Origin of the sequence: Chitinophaga sp. S165 (genome assembly GCF_003182155.1) — a bacterium.
Lineage (GTDB): Bacteria > Bacteroidota > Bacteroidia > Chitinophagales > Chitinophagaceae > Chitinophaga.
This window is the reverse complement of record NZ_QGTG01000009.1, coordinates 31656-48184: the sequence shown is the minus strand read 5'-3', so window position 1 is coordinate 48184 and position 16529 is coordinate 31656. Positions and strand designations below refer to the sequence as shown.

At 46.3% G+C, this 16529-nt stretch carries 15 protein-coding genes; 6 read left to right on the top strand and 9 right to left on the bottom strand.

Features of this window, described 5'->3' with window-relative positions:
• Positions 1-119: 119 nt before the first annotated feature.
• Positions 120-1454 (top strand): sensor histidine kinase KdpD, encoded by a 1335-nt coding sequence (locus tag C7475_RS26770; protein WP_110056497.1) that lies wholly within the window; start codon positions 120-122, stop codon positions 1452-1454.
• A gap of 10 nt (positions 1455-1464) precedes the next feature.
• On the opposite strand, the gene C7475_RS26765 is transcribed toward C7475_RS26770, so the two are convergent.
• The 7 genes from C7475_RS26765 to C7475_RS26735 all read right to left on the bottom strand — a co-directional run bounded on the left by C7475_RS26765 (position 1465) and on the right by C7475_RS26735 (position 7529).
• A complete protein-coding gene (locus C7475_RS26765) occupies positions 1465-3021 on the bottom strand; it encodes a sulfatase (RefSeq protein WP_233259976.1) in 1557 nt (518 codons plus the stop codon).
• A gap of 42 nt (positions 3022-3063) precedes the next feature.
• Positions 3064-3327 (bottom strand): hypothetical protein, encoded by a 264-nt coding sequence (locus C7475_RS26760; RefSeq protein WP_110056495.1) that lies wholly within the window; start codon positions 3325-3327, stop codon positions 3064-3066.
• Between the two features lie 88 nt (positions 3328-3415).
• The gene (locus C7475_RS26755; protein ID WP_110056494.1) at positions 3416-3961 is read right to left on the bottom strand and encodes a hypothetical protein; all 546 of its coding nucleotides are present in this window, start codon (positions 3959-3961) and stop codon (positions 3416-3418) included.
• A 63-nt stretch (positions 3962-4024) separates the two neighbouring features.
• Positions 4025-5041: a zinc-binding alcohol dehydrogenase family protein gene (locus tag C7475_RS26750; RefSeq protein ID WP_110056689.1), complete on the bottom strand. Its 1017-nt coding sequence runs from the start codon at positions 5039-5041 to the stop codon at positions 4025-4027.
• A 90-nt stretch (positions 5042-5131) separates the two neighbouring features.
• The gene (locus tag C7475_RS26745) at positions 5132-5938 is read right to left on the bottom strand and encodes an MlaD family protein (RefSeq protein ID WP_110056493.1); all 807 of its coding nucleotides are present in this window, start codon (positions 5936-5938) and stop codon (positions 5132-5134) included.
• A gap of 6 nt (positions 5939-5944) precedes the next feature.
• Positions 5945-6721, bottom strand: coding sequence for an ABC transporter ATP-binding protein (locus tag C7475_RS26740; protein ID WP_110056492.1), 777 nt, complete (start codon positions 6719-6721; stop codon positions 5945-5947).
• A 22-nt stretch (positions 6722-6743) separates the two neighbouring features.
• A complete protein-coding gene (locus C7475_RS26735) occupies positions 6744-7529 on the bottom strand; it encodes an ABC transporter permease (RefSeq protein ID WP_233259975.1) in 786 nt (261 codons plus the stop codon).
• Positions 7530-7730: 201 nt separating this feature from the next.
• Between C7475_RS26735 and C7475_RS26730 the strand changes: the two genes are divergently transcribed.
• The 5 genes from C7475_RS26730 to C7475_RS26710 all read left to right on the top strand — a co-directional run bounded on the left by C7475_RS26730 (position 7731) and on the right by C7475_RS26710 (position 12886).
• A complete protein-coding gene (locus C7475_RS26730; RefSeq protein ID WP_110056490.1) occupies positions 7731-9275 on the top strand; it encodes a YgcG family protein in 1545 nt (514 codons plus the stop codon).
• A gap of 60 nt (positions 9276-9335) precedes the next feature.
• Positions 9336-10262, top strand: coding sequence for an acyl-CoA desaturase (locus C7475_RS26725; RefSeq protein ID WP_110056489.1), 927 nt, complete (start codon positions 9336-9338; stop codon positions 10260-10262).
• Between the two features lie 712 nt (positions 10263-10974).
• Positions 10975-11631 (top strand): FadR/GntR family transcriptional regulator, encoded by a 657-nt coding sequence (locus C7475_RS26720; protein ID WP_110056488.1) that lies wholly within the window; start codon positions 10975-10977, stop codon positions 11629-11631.
• Positions 11632-11646: 15 nt separating this feature from the next.
• Positions 11647-12483 (top strand): sulfite exporter TauE/SafE family protein, encoded by an 837-nt coding sequence (locus C7475_RS26715; protein WP_110056487.1) that lies wholly within the window; start codon positions 11647-11649, stop codon positions 12481-12483.
• Positions 12484-12487: 4 nt separating this feature from the next.
• Positions 12488-12886 carry a DUF1634 domain-containing protein gene (locus C7475_RS26710; protein ID WP_110056486.1) on the top strand — a complete coding sequence of 133 codons (399 nt, stop codon included), beginning with the start codon at positions 12488-12490 and terminating at the stop codon, positions 12884-12886.
• Between the two features lie 5 nt (positions 12887-12891).
• Here the strand turns inward: C7475_RS26710 and C7475_RS26705 are convergent, their stop codons facing one another.
• Together C7475_RS26705 and C7475_RS26700 are read right to left on the bottom strand one after the other, a co-directional pair.
• Positions 12892-14652, bottom strand: coding sequence for an ABC transporter ATP-binding protein (locus C7475_RS26705; protein WP_110056485.1), 1761 nt, complete (start codon positions 14650-14652; stop codon positions 12892-12894).
• The gene (locus tag C7475_RS26700) at positions 14633-16390 is read right to left on the bottom strand and encodes an ABC transporter ATP-binding protein (protein WP_110056484.1); all 1758 of its coding nucleotides are present in this window, start codon (positions 16388-16390) and stop codon (positions 14633-14635) included. Before C7475_RS26700 ends, C7475_RS26705 begins: the two co-directional genes overlap by 20 nt.
• Positions 16391-16529: the final 139 nt, after the last annotated feature.

The window sequence follows — 16529 nt, the reverse complement described above, 5'->3', positions numbered from 1 at the left end:
TATGTTGTACAACGCTATTTCATGGGTACTTCTGGAGACAGGACCTCGGGCTCGGCTGTAATTTTAGCTTCTAAACTGGTATCTTTGGGCGAATACCTTTTCCATCTATGTAAACGCTGATGAAACTATACCTATTCTCTCCCATTGAAAAAAAGTACCGGGAGGAATTCGATCAACATACTATGTTGCAGAACATCAAGGTTACTGCATTTATAGCGCTCACCGTTGCCATCGTGACAATGGCGGTGCGCATTGCGTCCTGGTTTATCCCTTACCAGGAGATGGTTTCCGCCGGACAATTCAACGAATACCGGCTCATTAACAATTTTATGGTCAGCAGTTCCGCCCTTTTTGCCGGTCTGCTTTTTTTTATATGGAAGAAAGCCGCTCCAAAGCAGCAAAATCGATACCACTTTCTTAGCGTCCTGTATACACTCACATTTACAGGCAGTTGTATGTCACTCACTTTTGTAGCGCAGCACAATCCGAAGAATACAATGACCATGCTGTTGCTTGGCTTACTCAGTGTTGGTGTCCTGCTGGTATTTTCTATCCGCAATCTCCTGCTGATAGCCGGTTCAGCTATTGTTTCCTTTATGTTATTTTTCCAGCTGTTCCAGGTTTCCGCCGATACCCGGTCACTCAATTATGTTGCCTTCTGGCTTATCATCACCTGTTTTGTTTTTATTTCCCGCCTCATATATTCATATCATGCGAATTATTTTATCAAGATCAAAACAATTGAAGACAAGAACAGGGAAATCGAAAAAGCGAACGAGTTAAAAAATAAAATACTCGCCATCGTGGCGCACGACCTCCGGAACCCGATCTCCGGGATACGGTCTGTAACACACCTGATGCAGGAATACCCTTACACAAAAGAGCAGGAAAGTAAATATCTGTACTGGATAAACGATGCCTGTAAAACGGCAGACCAGATCATTGAAGAACTGCTGATGGCGGCAAAACAACGGGACGCAGACCTGTTACAAACCGATTATGTATCACTGAACGACTGGCTGAAGCACGTACGTGACAACTGGTTGCAGAAAGCTGATTTTAACAGGGAAATCGGACTGGAATTACCGTCACAGGAATTAAAAGCCCGCATACATACAGGAAAAATGCAACGGGTGGTAGACAACCTGCTGCATAATGCGGCGAAATTTACACCAGCCGAAGGTAATATTACATTAGGAATGAAACAGCACAGAGGTGGCGTACGTATATCCATCGCAGATACTGGTATAGGCATTCCGGAAGAATTACTTCCCACACTGTTCGACCAGTTCACGGCTTCCAGCCGGCAAGGATTGAACAACGAGCCTTCTAACGGTCTGGGACTGCATATCTGTAAACAACTGGTACAGGAGCACGGCGGTAGCATTTACGTCACCTCACAGGAAAACGAAGGAACTATTTTTAATATAGACCTGCCCTTTACACTGTTATAAGCCGCAAATTTTATTTCCCCTCGCCATACAGCTGTAACGCTTCTTTGTCTTCATACTGCACGATAAGCGCTTTTAGCCTCTTCTTCAGGTCTGCAATATTCCGGGCCTGCGATTTCTCTCCATAAATATTTTGCAGTTCCTGTGGATCTTTCTGCAGATCATATAGCTCCCAATAATCGGCAGGACCGTAAAAACGTACCAGTTTATAACGCTGTGTGCGGATCCCGAAATGTGGCGATACATGGTGTGGTTCCGGAAATTCGTAATAATGGTAATAGACGTCCTTCCTCCAGTTCGATGTATCCCCTTTTCCATTCACAAGCGGCATAAAAGAAGTACCCTGCATATCTGCTGGTGTCTTTACCCCGGCAATGTCCAGCAAGGTCGGCGCCCAGTCAATATTCAGCATAAAACCATTAGTGGCCGTACCCGGTTTAATAACACCAGGATACCGCATCACGAAAGGCGTATGAAGGGATTCTTCGTAAATGAAACGTTTGTCAAACCAGCCATGTTCTCCCGTATAAAATCCCTGATCAGAACAGTAAACTACCACCGTATTTTCGGCAAGTCCGGTACTATCCAGGTATTGTAACAGGCGCCCGATATTCCTGTCAAGGGAACGGGCCGTTGCCAGATAATCCCTCATATAACGCTGGTACTTCCAGGCAGCCAGTGCTGCGCCGGTCAGCTGCAGCGAATCGAATTCCCGGCTGACCTTGTTTTCGTAGTATTCATAGAAGGGCGTATGCTGTTCGGGACTGAAACGGCTGTATTCACCGTAACCGTTCTTGCCGTATTTAAGATGTACTTTAAGATCTTCCTTCAGGCGCATTGTTTTTGCAATGGTCATGTCCTGCTGTTCAGCAGCCCGTCTGCCTTTATAGTCATCGGAAAAAGTAGCGGGCAAGGGGAAGTTAATACTGTCATAAGCACCCAGATCAGGAATATCGGGTAGCCACTCTCTATGGGTAGCCTTTTCGCCCACGATCAGCATAAAAGGACGGGAGGTATCCCGGCGATTAAGCCAGGATACCGACAAGTCCGTAATAATATTAGTGACATACCCTTTTATCCGCACCGTATCATTTGGTGCAGTAATGAAATCAGGGTTATAGTATTTACCCTGACCGGGAAGTATGTTGAAGTAGTCGAATCCTCTGGGCAATGTACCCAGATGCATCTTACCTATCCAGGCTGTCTGATAACCGTTTTGTTGCAAAATACCGGGGAAGGTCCGCTGTGTATTGTCGAATTGCTTTTCATTCAACGGGTAGCCGTTCTTGTGGCTGTATTTGCCTGTCAGTAAGGTAGCTCTGCTTGGTCCGCAAATTGAATTTGTGACCATAGCATGGTTGAATAAAATCCCTTCACGGGCAATCCTGTCAATATTTGGCGTTTGCACATGCCTGTTACCGTAGGCGCTGATAGCCTGGGAGGCGTGATCATCCGAAAGAATGAAGATGATATTTGGTCGTTTCGACTGGCCGCTTAATTCAGCGGGCGCAAGAAGTACAATTAGTGCGACAAATACAGATCTGATACTGGCATTTTTCCACATAGTCATAAAGATACTCATTTACCTATAGTATCCTATGCCTACATAAAATCAGAGATACGATGTGGCGCCATTTCCACGATCTTCCACATGTACAACCTGAAATATACGTGTGGCTATTGCGTTTACTAATTGAGGATCCGCTGCGTAGTCTGCATTAGGCTGCAGATCGCCATTGCCCTGTAACAGATAATCGATGGAATGCTCCTCGTCAAGTACAGCTTTGTAATGCTCAATGCCACTTGATTCGTGAGGTTGTACAACAACTACATAGTTGTTTCCTTTCAGATCAAAATCTAATGTAAAATCTTTCATACGGCATTTTGTTTAGGAAGAACAGTTGTATGTAATCTAAATATAACAAAATTAAGGCCATGTGGTTGCAAAAAGATTTCATTATTCCCTAGTCTTCTTTTGCCCCCTTTTCGCCCGTAAACCAGTGCTCTTTCTGTTTAAACAGTACATTAAAGGTAGTAAGTGACCCGTATATCCGGGTAATATATTGCTGCATATTTACTTTGTCCTCATCACTCAATTGCTTGTGACTGTTGATCTGTTGTTCGAGTACACGCAGACGGTCGCGGACCATCACTATTTTATGAAAAAACGCTTCAATAGGTATTTCCTTGGGCTTCAACGAAGGATCTTTTGGTTGCAGCGTCATTACGCCGCCTTCCCACCTTTCGCCCAACGGGACCACTTCCGTAATGCCACCCCAGAGCCGCAGTATTTTCAGCATGGACCTTTCAACATCCGATACCGTTTCCACCTCTATACTCTGGTTTTCCATGTGCAGTATTTCAAAGAGAGGGTCTGTCTTGTCCACCTCAATAATGCCCTGATCCATAAACGTGACAACGTACTGTGCGTACTTTACGCCGATGATCACTCCGGGGCCATAACGTGCATGTTGTACCCGTGACCCTTTACCGGCAGTTAATTCTTCCATTCAATGTGAAATTTACCTGACAATATAATACAAGTTATTGAAAAAGTGTAGTTTGTAACAGGATCATTCCATATTAACAATAGCTTTTATTACACCGTTGGCCGGATCAAGCCAGCCCGCAAATTCATCTTTTACCTGTCCGAAACTCACCCTGTGGGTAATATACGTCGTCGGGTCTACTTCCCCGCTCTTCATACAACGAACCACATGTTCAAAATCCTCCCGGGTAGCATTACGGCTGCTCATCAATGTAGCCTCTCTTTTATGGAACTCCGGATGACTGACACAGATCTCCCCTTTTTGTAAACCTACCAGTACATACCGTGCCCCATGTGCCATGTACATAAAGCCATTATTAATGGCCTGCTGGCTTCCGGTTGCATCTATCACCACTGTAGGCATGTCATCTCCGGTTATCTGCTTTAATGCCGCCATCACATCTTCAGTCTTTGCATTGACAGTATGGGCTACCTTCAGCTTTTGTTTGCAGAAATCAAGACGGGCTTCGTTAATGTCCATAGCAATGACCTGCGCTCCTGCAATACGGGCAAATTCCATAATGCCCAGCCCAATAGGTCCCGCCCCTATCACCAGTACAAATTCACCCGGAACGACACCCGCGCGGCGTACGCCATGAGCGCCGATAGCCAGTGGCTCTACCAGGGCCAGCGCATCCATGCTCAACCCTTCTCCATGTACCAGTGACGCCGACGGTACGGAAAGATATTCTACCATTCCCCCATCTGCATGTACCCCGCATACTTTGATATTAGTGCAGCAATTAGGCTTACCATTGCGACAAGCTATACAGGTCCCGCAATTGAAATAAGGGATAAATGTAACCGGTTCACCTGCTGTAAAGCCAGGCGCATTATCAAAAGAAACCAGTTCTCCTGCCAGCTCATGACCCAAAATGCGGGGATAAGAAAAGTAAGGTTGTGTTCCTTCAAAAGCATGCAGATCGGTACCACAAATGCCAATCCTTTTAATCCTGATGATCGCATGATCAGCAGTCAGTACAGGCATGTCCGTTTCTCCATAGTCAAACCTACCGGGTGTGGTACAGGTGAGTATTTTCATAAAGCGTTCGTAATTATACCGGACTAAAATAATAAAAAAATAACCGCCCGGCATAAAAACCGGACGGTTACAAAGGCAAAAACCAAACTTTTATTGTTCTTTCGACACTTTTAGGCTGGCGGAGTCTTTATTCTGCTTCTTTTTACGGCCAGACTCCTTCTTCTCTTTTTCTGCTTCTTTCTGCTGTTCTTCAGCCTCTTTCTTTGCTGCTTTTTCTTTCCTCTTATAGTATCCCCTTAACAGGAAATTATGTTTTAATGCTTCCATATTCTCACTGAAACCATCCGAACCTTTACGAATGGATTTCACGGTCTTCTTCGCTTCTGTCATCGTACCCTCAAGGGTGGTTGCCAGACTATCGCTATACAGCAACCTGCCTATGCTGCCTTTTCCCTCATTGATCTGGATGGCTATACCTGCCAGCTGTTCAGTGATCACTTCTGCATTTTCAGCTACTCCAGATAGCCTGTCAAGTACTTTATCATAATCCATAGGGTCCACTGCGTGAATAGTATCTTCATCTTCAACAGGTGTGGCATTCTCCCTGCCCGAAGTGAGCGTGATCAGCTTATCTCCCATTAAACCATCCGTACTGATACCGGCCACTGCACCCTTCTTAATGAAAGGTTTCACCTTTTCCTTAATACGCAATGCTACACGGGCTGTTGTATCGGATAATATATCGATGCTTTCCACCGTACCTACGTCTATACCGACAAAGCGGACATTATTGCCCACCTGCAGGCCTCCCACGTTCTTAAAAGTTCCGTACAGTACGAATGTGCTCTGAAACAGGCTCTTATTCCTTCCTATCAGGAAAATACCCACTAATAATAACCCCAGCATTACCGTAGCAAAGATGCCTACCTTGATCTTTTGTTGTGCTTTTTGCTGCATACCTTACTATTTAAAAAAGTTATTAATGAGTTCATCGGGCGACTTAGCCAGTTCGTCATATGTACCTGTCGCAATAAACTTACCATCATTCATTACCGCAATGCGGTCTGCCACTATGCGGGCGCAGGCCATGTCATGTGTAATGATGATGGAAGATGTATCATATTTTTCCTGCAATTGCACGATCAGTTCACTGATCTCCCGGGAAGTGATCGGATCAAGTCCGGTAGTAGGTTCGTCATACAGGATGATCTCCGGCCGGAGGATCAGCGTGCGCGCCAGTCCTACCCTCTTGCGCATCCCGCCGGAAAGATCTGAAGGATATTTATCGATAGCCTCCTCCAATCCCACACTTTCCAGGGCGTCCTTTACCCGTTTCTCCATTTCGGCTTCATCTTTCATCTTCAATACGCGGGTCAGGGGAAATGAAAGGTTCTCCCTTACTGTCATGGAATCATACAATGCGCCGCTCTGAAAGAGAAATCCCAGTTTGCTTCGCAGATCTTTCAGTTCTTCTTCAGAAAGTTCTTTTACTTCCTTGCCCAGTACCGTTAAATTGCCTTCGTCCGGTTCCAGCAATCCTGCTACACATTGTATAGTCACAGATTTCCCCTGGCCCGAACGCCCGAGTACAACTATATTCTCTCCCTTATGGAGATCAAGGCTGATGTCTTTCAATACCTCATTGTCACCGAACGATTTTTTCAGGTGCTCAATATGTATGACAACATCATCTGCGGCAGCTGTCTGCATTGTTTTTTCCTGTGCTACGGTATCATCCATATATAAGTGCTTAAATATTTTTTTAATAATAGATCAGGTTTGTGATCTGTACCGCTATCGCGTCAATCAGTATGATCCACAGTGAAGCGCTCACCACGGCGGAGTTGGCAGCCCGGCCTACGCTCTCTGTACCCCTGGACGAATGATAGCCTTTATAACATCCCACAAAACCGATCGCATATCCGAAGAAGAATGTCTTCACTACAGACGGTACCACATCACTGAATTCCAGCGCGGCGAAAGACTTTCGGAAGAACAAAGTCGCGCTGACATGGTCCTGTATATTCACGCCGACCCAGCCACCCAAAAGGGCCAGTGCATCGGCCATAATAGTCAATAAAGGCACCATCAGCGTACAGGCCAGGATACGTGTCACCACCAGGTATTGTACAGGATTAGCGCTGGACACTTCCATGGCGTCGATCTGCTCCGTCACCTTCATACTACCTAACTCCGCTCCGATACTGGAGGCTATTTTACCCGCGCAGATAAGGGCAATAATAACAGGACCGATCTCACGGATAATGGAGATGGATACCATACCCGGCACATAACTTTCCGCACCAAAATCTTTTAGTGTAGGCTGCGTCTGCAGCGTAAGCACAAAACCGATGATAAATCCCGTGATAGCCACCAGGCCAATGGAACGATAGCCGACAATAAAACACTGGCGGAGGAACTCTCCCCATTCAAATCCGTCGCGGAAAATATTACGGGCGAACTGTCCGGTGAAAACAACCTGGTCGCCGACTATTTCCATATACTTATTGATCGTTGATGTAAGCGCACTGGCCATAATTATTAGCATTGGGTCAATTGATAAAGGGTCAGTGGAAAGATCCCTGTATTATAAAATGGAATTTTCATGCCATGGCAGGAAACCATGATTTTCAGGCGGAAACAGCAATAAAAAGCTACTTAACTGGGTAATATTTTACCCAACCTGTACAAAAGAAGATAGTATTTCCAAATACCGTTTATTATTTTTGGTAAGAATATATACGGTTCTATGGCTCATACTAAAAGATGGTACCTATATCTGCTGTCGTTGCTGTTTGCCCTCGCCTGCGGAGAAACGAAGAAAGAAACCGGCTTTTCAATAGAAAAGATCCCGGACCCTATGGTACATGGCGGTTATGTCAGTAACCCCGATAACATTATCAGCCAGGAAACAGCAGCAATGCTTAATAGCCAGATGCAGCAACTTGACCAGTCAGGACGTGCGCAAGTGGCAATTGTACTGCTGGAGACGATTGGAGACAAAGTCCCAAAAGATGTCGCGCACGATCTCTTCAGACTATGGAAACCCGGTCAGCAGGGAAAAGATAACGGCCTTGTCGTACTACTTGTAAACGATCAGCACAGAATAGAATTTGAAACAGGTTACGGCCTGGAAGGCGACCTGCCCGACGTCATCTGTTTCCGCATACAGCAATCCGAAATGTTACCTTCCTTCCGTGAGAAAAATATTGATGAAGGCATGCTGAAAGGAATGAATGCGCTGGTCAATGTATTGCAACCTCCTGCTGACACGGCAATGGTAGCACAAGCCGACGGTACGACCGTTACCGACACCAGCGCTGCTGCCGTAATGCCGCTCGTCAATATAGACGATAACATCGATCAGCAAACGGAAACCATTAACTACGAACCGGAGCCGGTTTATAACGGACCAGGGGTCGGCACACTGGTCCTCTACCTGATCTATGCAATATTCTGCACCATCTTCGTTGTAAGGCCCGGGGTAGCGAAGAAACATGTTGATACGCCTTCATTATTCAAAGCCCGCATATGGCATAAGCTCTGGCTTTACTTATCACCCTTCGTATTCTTGTTAATACTGGTGAATATTCCCGGAACTGATTACAATTGGTGGCTGATGGCATTCCTGCTGTACATCAACCTGGTGGTATACCTGACCTATCGCGCCATTTTGATCAACAGAAGATCGGTCACTTTGCTGAAAGATGCAGACCGCCATCGCCAATTTGAGACATTGAATATGTCGCATGTAAATCATTGGTTCTCCGCAGTATTCTTTCCGATCCCCATGTTGGCATATTCAAGATGGCATACAATGCGTATGAACAAGCTACGTTTTGATCCATACGATTGCGAAGCCTGCCATCAGCCGATGACACTACTTAAAAGAGGAAAAAAGAAAGCGCTGCTGGATCCGGTACAGACAGCAGAAGATAAAGTTGGGTCTGTTATTTACGATGCCTGGTTATGTAAAAATTGTGACGATAAAAAAATAATCGGTTACAGAAACCTGTGTACAGATGCTGAAAAATGCCCTACCTGTAGTGCCGTAACCCTCGTAAAAGGTAAAAGCAGGGTGGTACGGGCGGCTACTACAAGCCGGGAAGGTGAAGGCATTCAGCATTACATCTGTAAGCATTGCCAGTACACCTATCAGGAAACGTATGTTATCGCTAAATTATCTTCCAGCAGCTCGGGTGGTTCCTCTTCAGGCTCATCCGGATCTTCATCCTCGTCTGGTAGCTGGGGAGGCGGTAGTTCGGGAGGCGGCGGAGCAGGTAGCAGCTGGTAAAAAATCCGATCACTGATCATGATCATTGTTTATTGTCCGGAATAGGGATATTTTTGCATTATGAATTCTGAAAAACAACTGAGGAAAGGACCTAACTGGTGGCGTCAATTTGATTTTCTGGGGATGCACCTGCTGCCGATTCTGGCGATATTCACGCACGTGACAGCATTTGACTGGATATTATGTGCCGCATTGTATGTAGCACGCATGTTCTTCGTAACAGGCGGTTATCACAGATATTTTTCCCATCGAACGTATAAAACTTCCCGTTTCTTCCAGTTCGTACTGGCTGGAGGCGCACAGAGCAGTCTACAGAAAGGTGTATTATGGTGGGGCGCAAATCACCGCGTCCATCACAAACACAGTGATACTCCCGAAGATCCGCACTCTGCTAATATTTACGGTTTCTGGTATGCTCACATGGGCTGGATCATGGGACCTGAATATAAACCGACCCGTTACGACCTCGTAAAGGACTTTAAACAACCTGAACTGTACTGGTTGAATAAATACCACTTCGTACCAGGACTGGTACTGGCTGTAGCCGTATACTTTATTGGTAATAAAGTGAATGGTGCCGGCTGGTTCGACTGGAGCGCCGGTCTCTCTACCCTGCTGATCGGTTTCTTCCTGAGCACCATCTTCCTGTATCATGGTACTTTCACCATCAACTCTTTGATGCACAAATGGGGTAAACCAAGATACAATACAGGCGATTTCTCTAAAAACAGCCTGATCCTTGCATTGGTTACCCTGGGCGAAGGATGGCATAACAACCACCACTACTACCAGAGCGCTACCCGTCAGGGCTTCTTCTGGTGGGAGATCGACATCACCTACTATATCCTGCGTACGCTCGGGTTCTTCGGCATCGTTTGGGATATCAGAGGTGTTCCTGAGAAAGTTAAAACAAGCAATCTGCTGACTGAAGAGGCCAAAGCAGAAATAAAAGCTGCTAACAGGAGACTGGTAGAAGCAAATCGATAAGCCAATTTACCTTCTTATAATAGGGCTCAGTGTGTAATGCGCTGAGCCTTATTATTTTACACACTTCACCCCCTGCCCGGTCTCCCCTTACTACTCGTCTCATTTTTAATCCAAATCGGATTAAAGGGATCAAGTCGAAAACCTGGGGCTTCGTGTGATTAGGTCACAACTACGCCTATCCACTTTTAACGCGAAACAACACATATCAAAATAATCGCGATCTGTTTAACCAGGGTTCCGCGGACAAGTTGCATCAGGATATTGTTTTTAACAATGGCTATAAAAAGGTCGTTTTGAGGTTATAACTACAAGTTTTCTGTATCGTTTCTCTAAGGTACATATAACCATATTAAAAGGTCACCTAAAGGTCACTTCAATATCGATTTGATATATAAATGCCCTTTAAATACCCTTTTGGTAGCCTTTTAGTATGCTTATATGAAGCCTATAAATAGCCCATTCGAACATTGTAGAAGGGATAACTATAGTGAGGAGTCTATTATTTTGATGTAGGGAAATTGCCGGATTGTCAAAACCATCCGGTTCAGGACGGTACTTTGCAAGATGCATCAGAAATGAAACCCAACTGAATAACATAGTCGCTACATGCGAATGCAATTCCCAACCTCCTTTTTTACAACAAACCCGTCAAATTAAACATCAGATGTTTAATGTAAACATCATACCTTTGTGAAACATCAGACGTTTAGTTATGGCAAAAGCAATCAAACTGGCCGACCAGGTCATTTACGATCTGCAGAGGGATATTTCCCTGGGGAAATATAAGGCAGGCGAACTGATCCCACCGGAGCCTGTTCTTATGGAGCAATTCGGCGTAGGCAGATCTACCATCAGAGAGGCAATTAAAACCCTTTCCAACGCCGGAGTACTGAAAGTGCAACAGGGAGCCGGGACCTTCGTATGTGAGCCTAAAACAGCCGCAGAACCGCTGGATCAGCGGCTCAGAAGAGCGGCCATGCAGGAAGTGAAACATGTACGTCAGCTATTAGAGGTGGAAATTGTACAACTGGCCATATTACACCGGCAACAGAACGACCTCCATTCCATGCAGGCCCTGCTGGAAGAAAGATGGCAGGCTATTACTGCGGATGATTTCAATGCCTGTGCCGACGCCGATATACGCTTTCACCGGGCAGTAGCCACTGCCTCCCACAACAGCGTACTGGCCGACCTCTATCAGACTTTTACAACAGTTATCCTGGATGGCTTTAAGCAAAGAGAGAAACCGCACGTTTCCCAATTCCAGCAAACGCATCACCTTCATGTACAGCTGGCAACAGCCATTGCGGAACAGCAATCCGAAAAGGCCATTACGACCGTAAAAGCCATTCTTGAGAAGAATTTTTAAATAATACTAATTGTCATGTCTATTCTGGTATTCACACTAATACTCCTCGCCGGTGCCTTCATGGCCGGTATGCTGGGGTCACTCACAGGTCTTGGAGGGGGCGTAGTGTTGATCCCCCTGCTCACACTTGTTTTTCATGTTGATATCCGCTATGCGGTAGGCGCGTCGCTTGTCGCCTCAATTGCCAACTCTTCCGGCGCTGCCGCAGCGTACATTAAAGAGGGTATCACCAACGTCCGCATAGGGATGTTCCTGGAAATAGCGACCACCACAGGCGCCATTATCGGCGCTGTGTTGGCGGTATACACACCTACCCATCTGGTGGCCATCCTTTTTGGTTTTGTACTCTTATTCTCAGCTGTTATGACACTGAGGAAGAAAAATGAACATGCCGAGACCGGCAGGAACAGTAAGCTGGCCGGTATTATGCGGCTCAATAGCTCATACCCGGTTGATGGTGTGGAAGTGCCCTACAAGGTTAGCGGCGTGGCCGGTGGTTATGCACTGATGACGGTGGCAGGTGTCGTATCCGGATTGCTGGGTATAGGTTCCGGCGCATTAAAAGTATTAGCGATGGATGGCGTCATGCGCATCCCTTTTAAAGTATCTACGACTACGAGCAATTTCATGATCGGTGTTACAGCTGCCGCCAGTGCCGTCATCTACCTGCAACGCGGGTATATTGACCCGGGCATAGCAATGCCAGTCGTACTGGGCGTACTCGCAGGCGCATTCGGTGGTTCTAAATTGTTGATGAAACTGAATACCCGCAAACTCAGGATACTCTTTTGTGTGGTGATAGGTGCACTGGCACTGGAGATGATCTATAACGGTTTTACTGGTAAATTATAAGCAGATGAAAAGTATGTTCTCAAAATCATTCTGGCAGGAAAGGGACGTTGAAATGTTCATAGGTCAGCAGTTACGCTGGGGCGTGATCACATCCAGCATCATCGCCTTCATTGGCGGTATTATTTACCTGATCAATCATGGTACCGCCCTCCCTTCTTACACCCAATTTACCGGCGCACCGGAATATGTACGGCACTTACCCGGTATATTCAAAGGCGTACTACAACTCGACGGCCGCGCTATCATTCAGCTGGGCGTAGTGGTATTACTTGCAACGCCGATCACCCGCATCGCCTTTTCAGTCCTGGCTTTCGCCATGGAAAAAGACAGGTTGTATGTGGTGATCACACTGATCGTTCTCGGCGTGATCACCTTTAGTATCTTCAGCGGACTCGGAGGATGATTACATCAAGAGTTCCGCTCATGATGCAACAGCATATTCATGGCATGACTGAACGACCCGGCTCTGTTGATCTCTCCGTTATTTACAAAGTAGATCTCATCTGCATTCTCAATAGTATTCAGTCTGTGGGCTATGATCACACGGGTGGTATGCGCCGGCAGCTTTTGCAACACAGCCTCCAGTTGTTGTTCCGTCACAGTATCGATATTAGCGGTCGCTTCATCAAGCACCAACAGTTCCGGATCACGAAGCACTGCACGCATAAAAGCGATCAGCTGCTTCTGTCCCAGGCTGATACCATCGTTGCCTGCTACTATTTTTGTACCTAGTCCGTCCTCAAACCTTTCCAGCAGCGTATTCAATCCTGACTTCGCGATCACTTCCTCCAGCTGCTCCGTTGTATATTCTGCGTACCGCGCATTACCATACACGATGTTCTCCTGGATGGTACCGGAAAAGAGGAAAGGCTCCTGCAAAATAAAACCGATCTTCTGCGCCCTTTCTTCAGGCGTATAAGAACGGATATCCCGTCCATTCAGTAACACCTCTCCCGCTGTAGGATCATACAGTCGCGCGATCAGGGATGCTGTCGTCGTCTTCCCGCCTCCCGTAGGCCCTACAAGTGCATAGGTCTTACCACGCTCCATGTTAAAGCTCACATTCCGCAAAATGTCCTTACTACCCGGATAACGGAAATTCACATTATTGAAACTGATCAGTGGTGCATTCTCTTTCGCAGCGCCTCCTGGTATTACCTGCAGGTCCGATTCAAGTTCCAGGATCTGTGAGATCCTGTCCCATCCGGCCATCGCCAGCTGGAAGTTGGTCCACAACGCCGCCAGCTGCCTGATCGGGTTATAGAAATGATTACAATAAGACAAATAACTGATCAGCAATCCCACCGTAAATTCTCCTGTAGAGATCAGATAGATGCCATATACCAGTACAGCCAGCATCGCCAGCTGCGAGCATAAAGTAAAGACTGGGGTGAAAATGTTATTGAACAATCCCGCAGATACCGCTGTACGATAACTCTGCTGGTTCGCCTGATCAAAACGTTTGCGGAAATAGTCACGACGGTTAAAAGCAATGATCACTTTGAAATTGCTCAGGCTCTCCTGTATCTCCGCACTCAATCCGCCGGTACTCTTCATGTTGGCAGCGTTCTTACGCTTCACCAGCGGAGATATCACACGGGTAAAAAGCAACAGTAATAAACCTGGCAGCAACGTTGCCACACCCAGCTTTACGTTGATACATAACAGGAATATACCTGCTCCCGTCATGGATATAATACCACTGGCAAACTGCACGAGCGACTGTGAAAAGAACTGGTTCATCTTATCCGTATCATTATTGATACGGGAAATAAGATCGCCTGTTTTATTCTGGTTAAAAAAGGCAATAGGCAATTCCTGTAACTTTAAGAACACCGCATTCCGCAGTGCATACAACATACGTTGCCCTACTCCTCCCATCATTATTCCCTGCCAGTAAGAAAATACAAGGTTCACCAGGTACATGCCCAGCAGAATACCGGTACACATCAGGATACCTGAAAACTGCTTCGTCTGCACATAGGTATCGATAGTATAACCGATCATGAAAGGCACCGTCAGCGTTAACGCCTGACTGACCATCAGGATAAAAAATGCTTTGAGCAGGTCCTTATGTTCTGTTTTTATGTAAGCCAGTAATTTCAGGAGACGTTTACCTGAAGTACTTTTCTGTTCTGTCGTTTCTGTATTATTCAGGTTGTAATTCATAATTGCTGGTGCTGCGTTGGGAATTAGAGATCTGTACGTATTCAGGGCATGTCTGCATCAGTTCTGCATGTGTGCCGGCCGCTATCACTTCTCCATCCATAATGAGGATGATCTGGTCGAAATGTTCGACAGATGCTATTTTCTGTGTAACAGATATCAGTGTCAGGTGCGGATAGTTATCCTGCACATTTTCAAGTATCCTTTGTTCTGTATTGGCGTCCACTCTGGCGGTAAAGTCGTCCAGCAGCAGGATACGCGGGTTTATAGCCAATGCCCTCGCCAGCATGATACGCTGCTTTTGTCCGCCGGAAAGGCTTGTGCCCCGCTCAGATACGATCGTCTCCAATCCTTCCGGCAAGCCCGCAATGAACTCTTTCAGTTCAGCCGTCGCAATAGCCTGCTGCATGGTTTCCTCACTCACTGTTTCATTGAAGGCGATATTCTCGCGCAAACTCATATTGAATACAATACTATCCTGAAATACCAATCCTACCTGCTGTAACAGTGCAGCTTTGTCATAATCGTTCAGATCAATATTGTCGTAGCGCACACTCCCCTTTTCCGGTTTCAGTAATCCGACAATTACGTTCAGTAATTGCGTTTTGCCCGCTGCCGTCGGACCAATAATCGCTGTCCGCGTACCGGCCTTTACGGAAAAAGACACTTCCTTCAAGACCGGTTTCCCGTCCATTGATAAAGTGATATCTTCTACGGTCAGCCCTCCTTCAAGGGCATTTTTCACTGTACCGTTGTCAGGCACGTCCGCCGCATACAACACTTCACTGATACGTTGAAAAGAAGCCGAAGCCTGTGCAATGAGGTTGCTCATAAATCCAATAACGATGATCGGGAAGATCAGCAGGGCTATATAGCTGTTGAAGGCCGCGATATCCCCCAGGGACATTTCCCCTTTTATTACAAAATGGCCTCCCATTAGCAGCGTAGCGAGTATAGACATGCCGGCCAGAAAACTGATCACCGGTACCAGGCCTGCGAACAGGCGTACTATGGAGATGCCGAGCGACTTAGACTCCCCATTAGGCGCTATGAAACGGTCATACTCCTGTTGCTGCGCATTCACTACTCTTACCAGTGCCGCACCGGTAATACTTTCATTGATCGTCTTATTCAACTTATCTACTACCTCCCGGCTCTTCCGGAAAATAACCCGCACTTTTTTCAGCACCGTCATAAAGGCAATACCGATAAACGGAATGATGGAGAGTATCACCAAACCCAGTTTCCAGTCCCTGCTCAGCAGCAGCACACAACAGCCGATGATCATAAATACAGACGACACAATAGAAATAATGGCCTGGGAAATGAAAACCTTGATGCTGTCCACATCGCCTGTCAGGTTCGTGAGCAGTTTCGACGGATTTACCTGTTGTATATAGGAATAGTCCTGCCGCGAGATCCTGTCGGCAAGCGATGTGCGCAGACTGCGTCCTACCTTTTCCGACATGTAGGTCTGAACAATACTTTGCAGATAGCTGAAAATAAAAATAGCGACCGTGGCTGCTACGAACTCGATCACCAGGTCTCTCATAACCAGCGTCCCTTTAGCATAGGCGTCGATACCTTTGGCTGTCAGTGCAGGCAGGACCAGGTTCAGTCCGTTACTACACAACGCCATCAGGATCAGTAGAAATAATTGTACTCTGTAAGGGCGCAACAAAGACATCAATCCTGATTTTCCTTTCCCTGTCGTGGCAACAGGTGCATTTGTCTTCTTCATATCAATAACAAATATATGGCAGCCGGCAGAGCTATTTACGGCAATGGCCAATTTATCTTAAAATTAAAGGCATTTCTATACAGGTATAGGCAACTGGTCTAACGCCCGATACAAGGACGAACGAAACGGGCAGATATTG

What these genes read in the sequence shown, in the direction of transcription:
- C7475_RS26720 (WP_110056488.1), top strand. Translation starts at nt 10,975, where the DNA reads ATGGCAAAAGCAATCAAACTGGCCGACCAGGTCATTTACGATCTGCAG.
- C7475_RS26715 (WP_110056487.1), top strand. Translation starts at nt 11,647, where the DNA reads ATGTCTATTCTGGTATTCACACTAATACTCCTCGCCGGTGCCTTCATG.
- C7475_RS26725 (WP_110056489.1), top strand. Translation starts at nt 9,336, where the DNA reads ATGAATTCTGAAAAACAACTGAGGAAAGGACCTAACTGGTGGCGTCAA.
- C7475_RS26735 (WP_233259975.1), bottom strand. Translation starts at nt 7,529, where the DNA reads ATGCTAATAATTATGGCCAGTGCGCTTACATCAACGATCAATAAGTAT.
- C7475_RS26755 (WP_110056494.1), bottom strand. Translation starts at nt 3,961, where the DNA reads ATGGAAGAATTAACTGCCGGTAAAGGGTCACGGGTACAACATGCACGT.
- C7475_RS26730 (WP_110056490.1), top strand. Translation starts at nt 7,731, where the DNA reads ATGGCTCATACTAAAAGATGGTACCTATATCTGCTGTCGTTGCTGTTT.
- C7475_RS26700 (WP_110056484.1), bottom strand. Translation starts at nt 16,390, where the DNA reads ATGAAGAAGACAAATGCACCTGTTGCCACGACAGGGAAAGGAAAATCA.
- C7475_RS26750 (WP_110056689.1), bottom strand. Translation starts at nt 5,041, where the DNA reads ATGAAAATACTCACCTGTACCACACCCGGTAGGTTTGACTATGGAGAA.
- C7475_RS26760 (WP_110056495.1), bottom strand. Translation starts at nt 3,327, where the DNA reads ATGAAAGATTTTACATTAGATTTTGATCTGAAAGGAAACAACTATGTA.
- C7475_RS26710 (WP_110056486.1), top strand. Translation starts at nt 12,488, where the DNA reads ATGAAAAGTATGTTCTCAAAATCATTCTGGCAGGAAAGGGACGTTGAA.
- C7475_RS26770 (WP_110056497.1), top strand. Translation starts at nt 120, where the DNA reads ATGAAACTATACCTATTCTCTCCCATTGAAAAAAAGTACCGGGAGGAA.
- C7475_RS26705 (WP_110056485.1), bottom strand. Translation starts at nt 14,652, where the DNA reads ATGAATTACAACCTGAATAATACAGAAACGACAGAACAGAAAAGTACT.
- C7475_RS26745 (WP_110056493.1), bottom strand. Translation starts at nt 5,938, where the DNA reads ATGCAGCAAAAAGCACAACAAAAGATCAAGGTAGGCATCTTTGCTACG.
- C7475_RS26765 (WP_233259976.1), bottom strand. Translation starts at nt 3,021, where the DNA reads ATGACTATGTGGAAAAATGCCAGTATCAGATCTGTATTTGTCGCACTA.
- C7475_RS26740 (WP_110056492.1), bottom strand. Translation starts at nt 6,721, where the DNA reads ATGGATGATACCGTAGCACAGGAAAAAACAATGCAGACAGCTGCCGCA.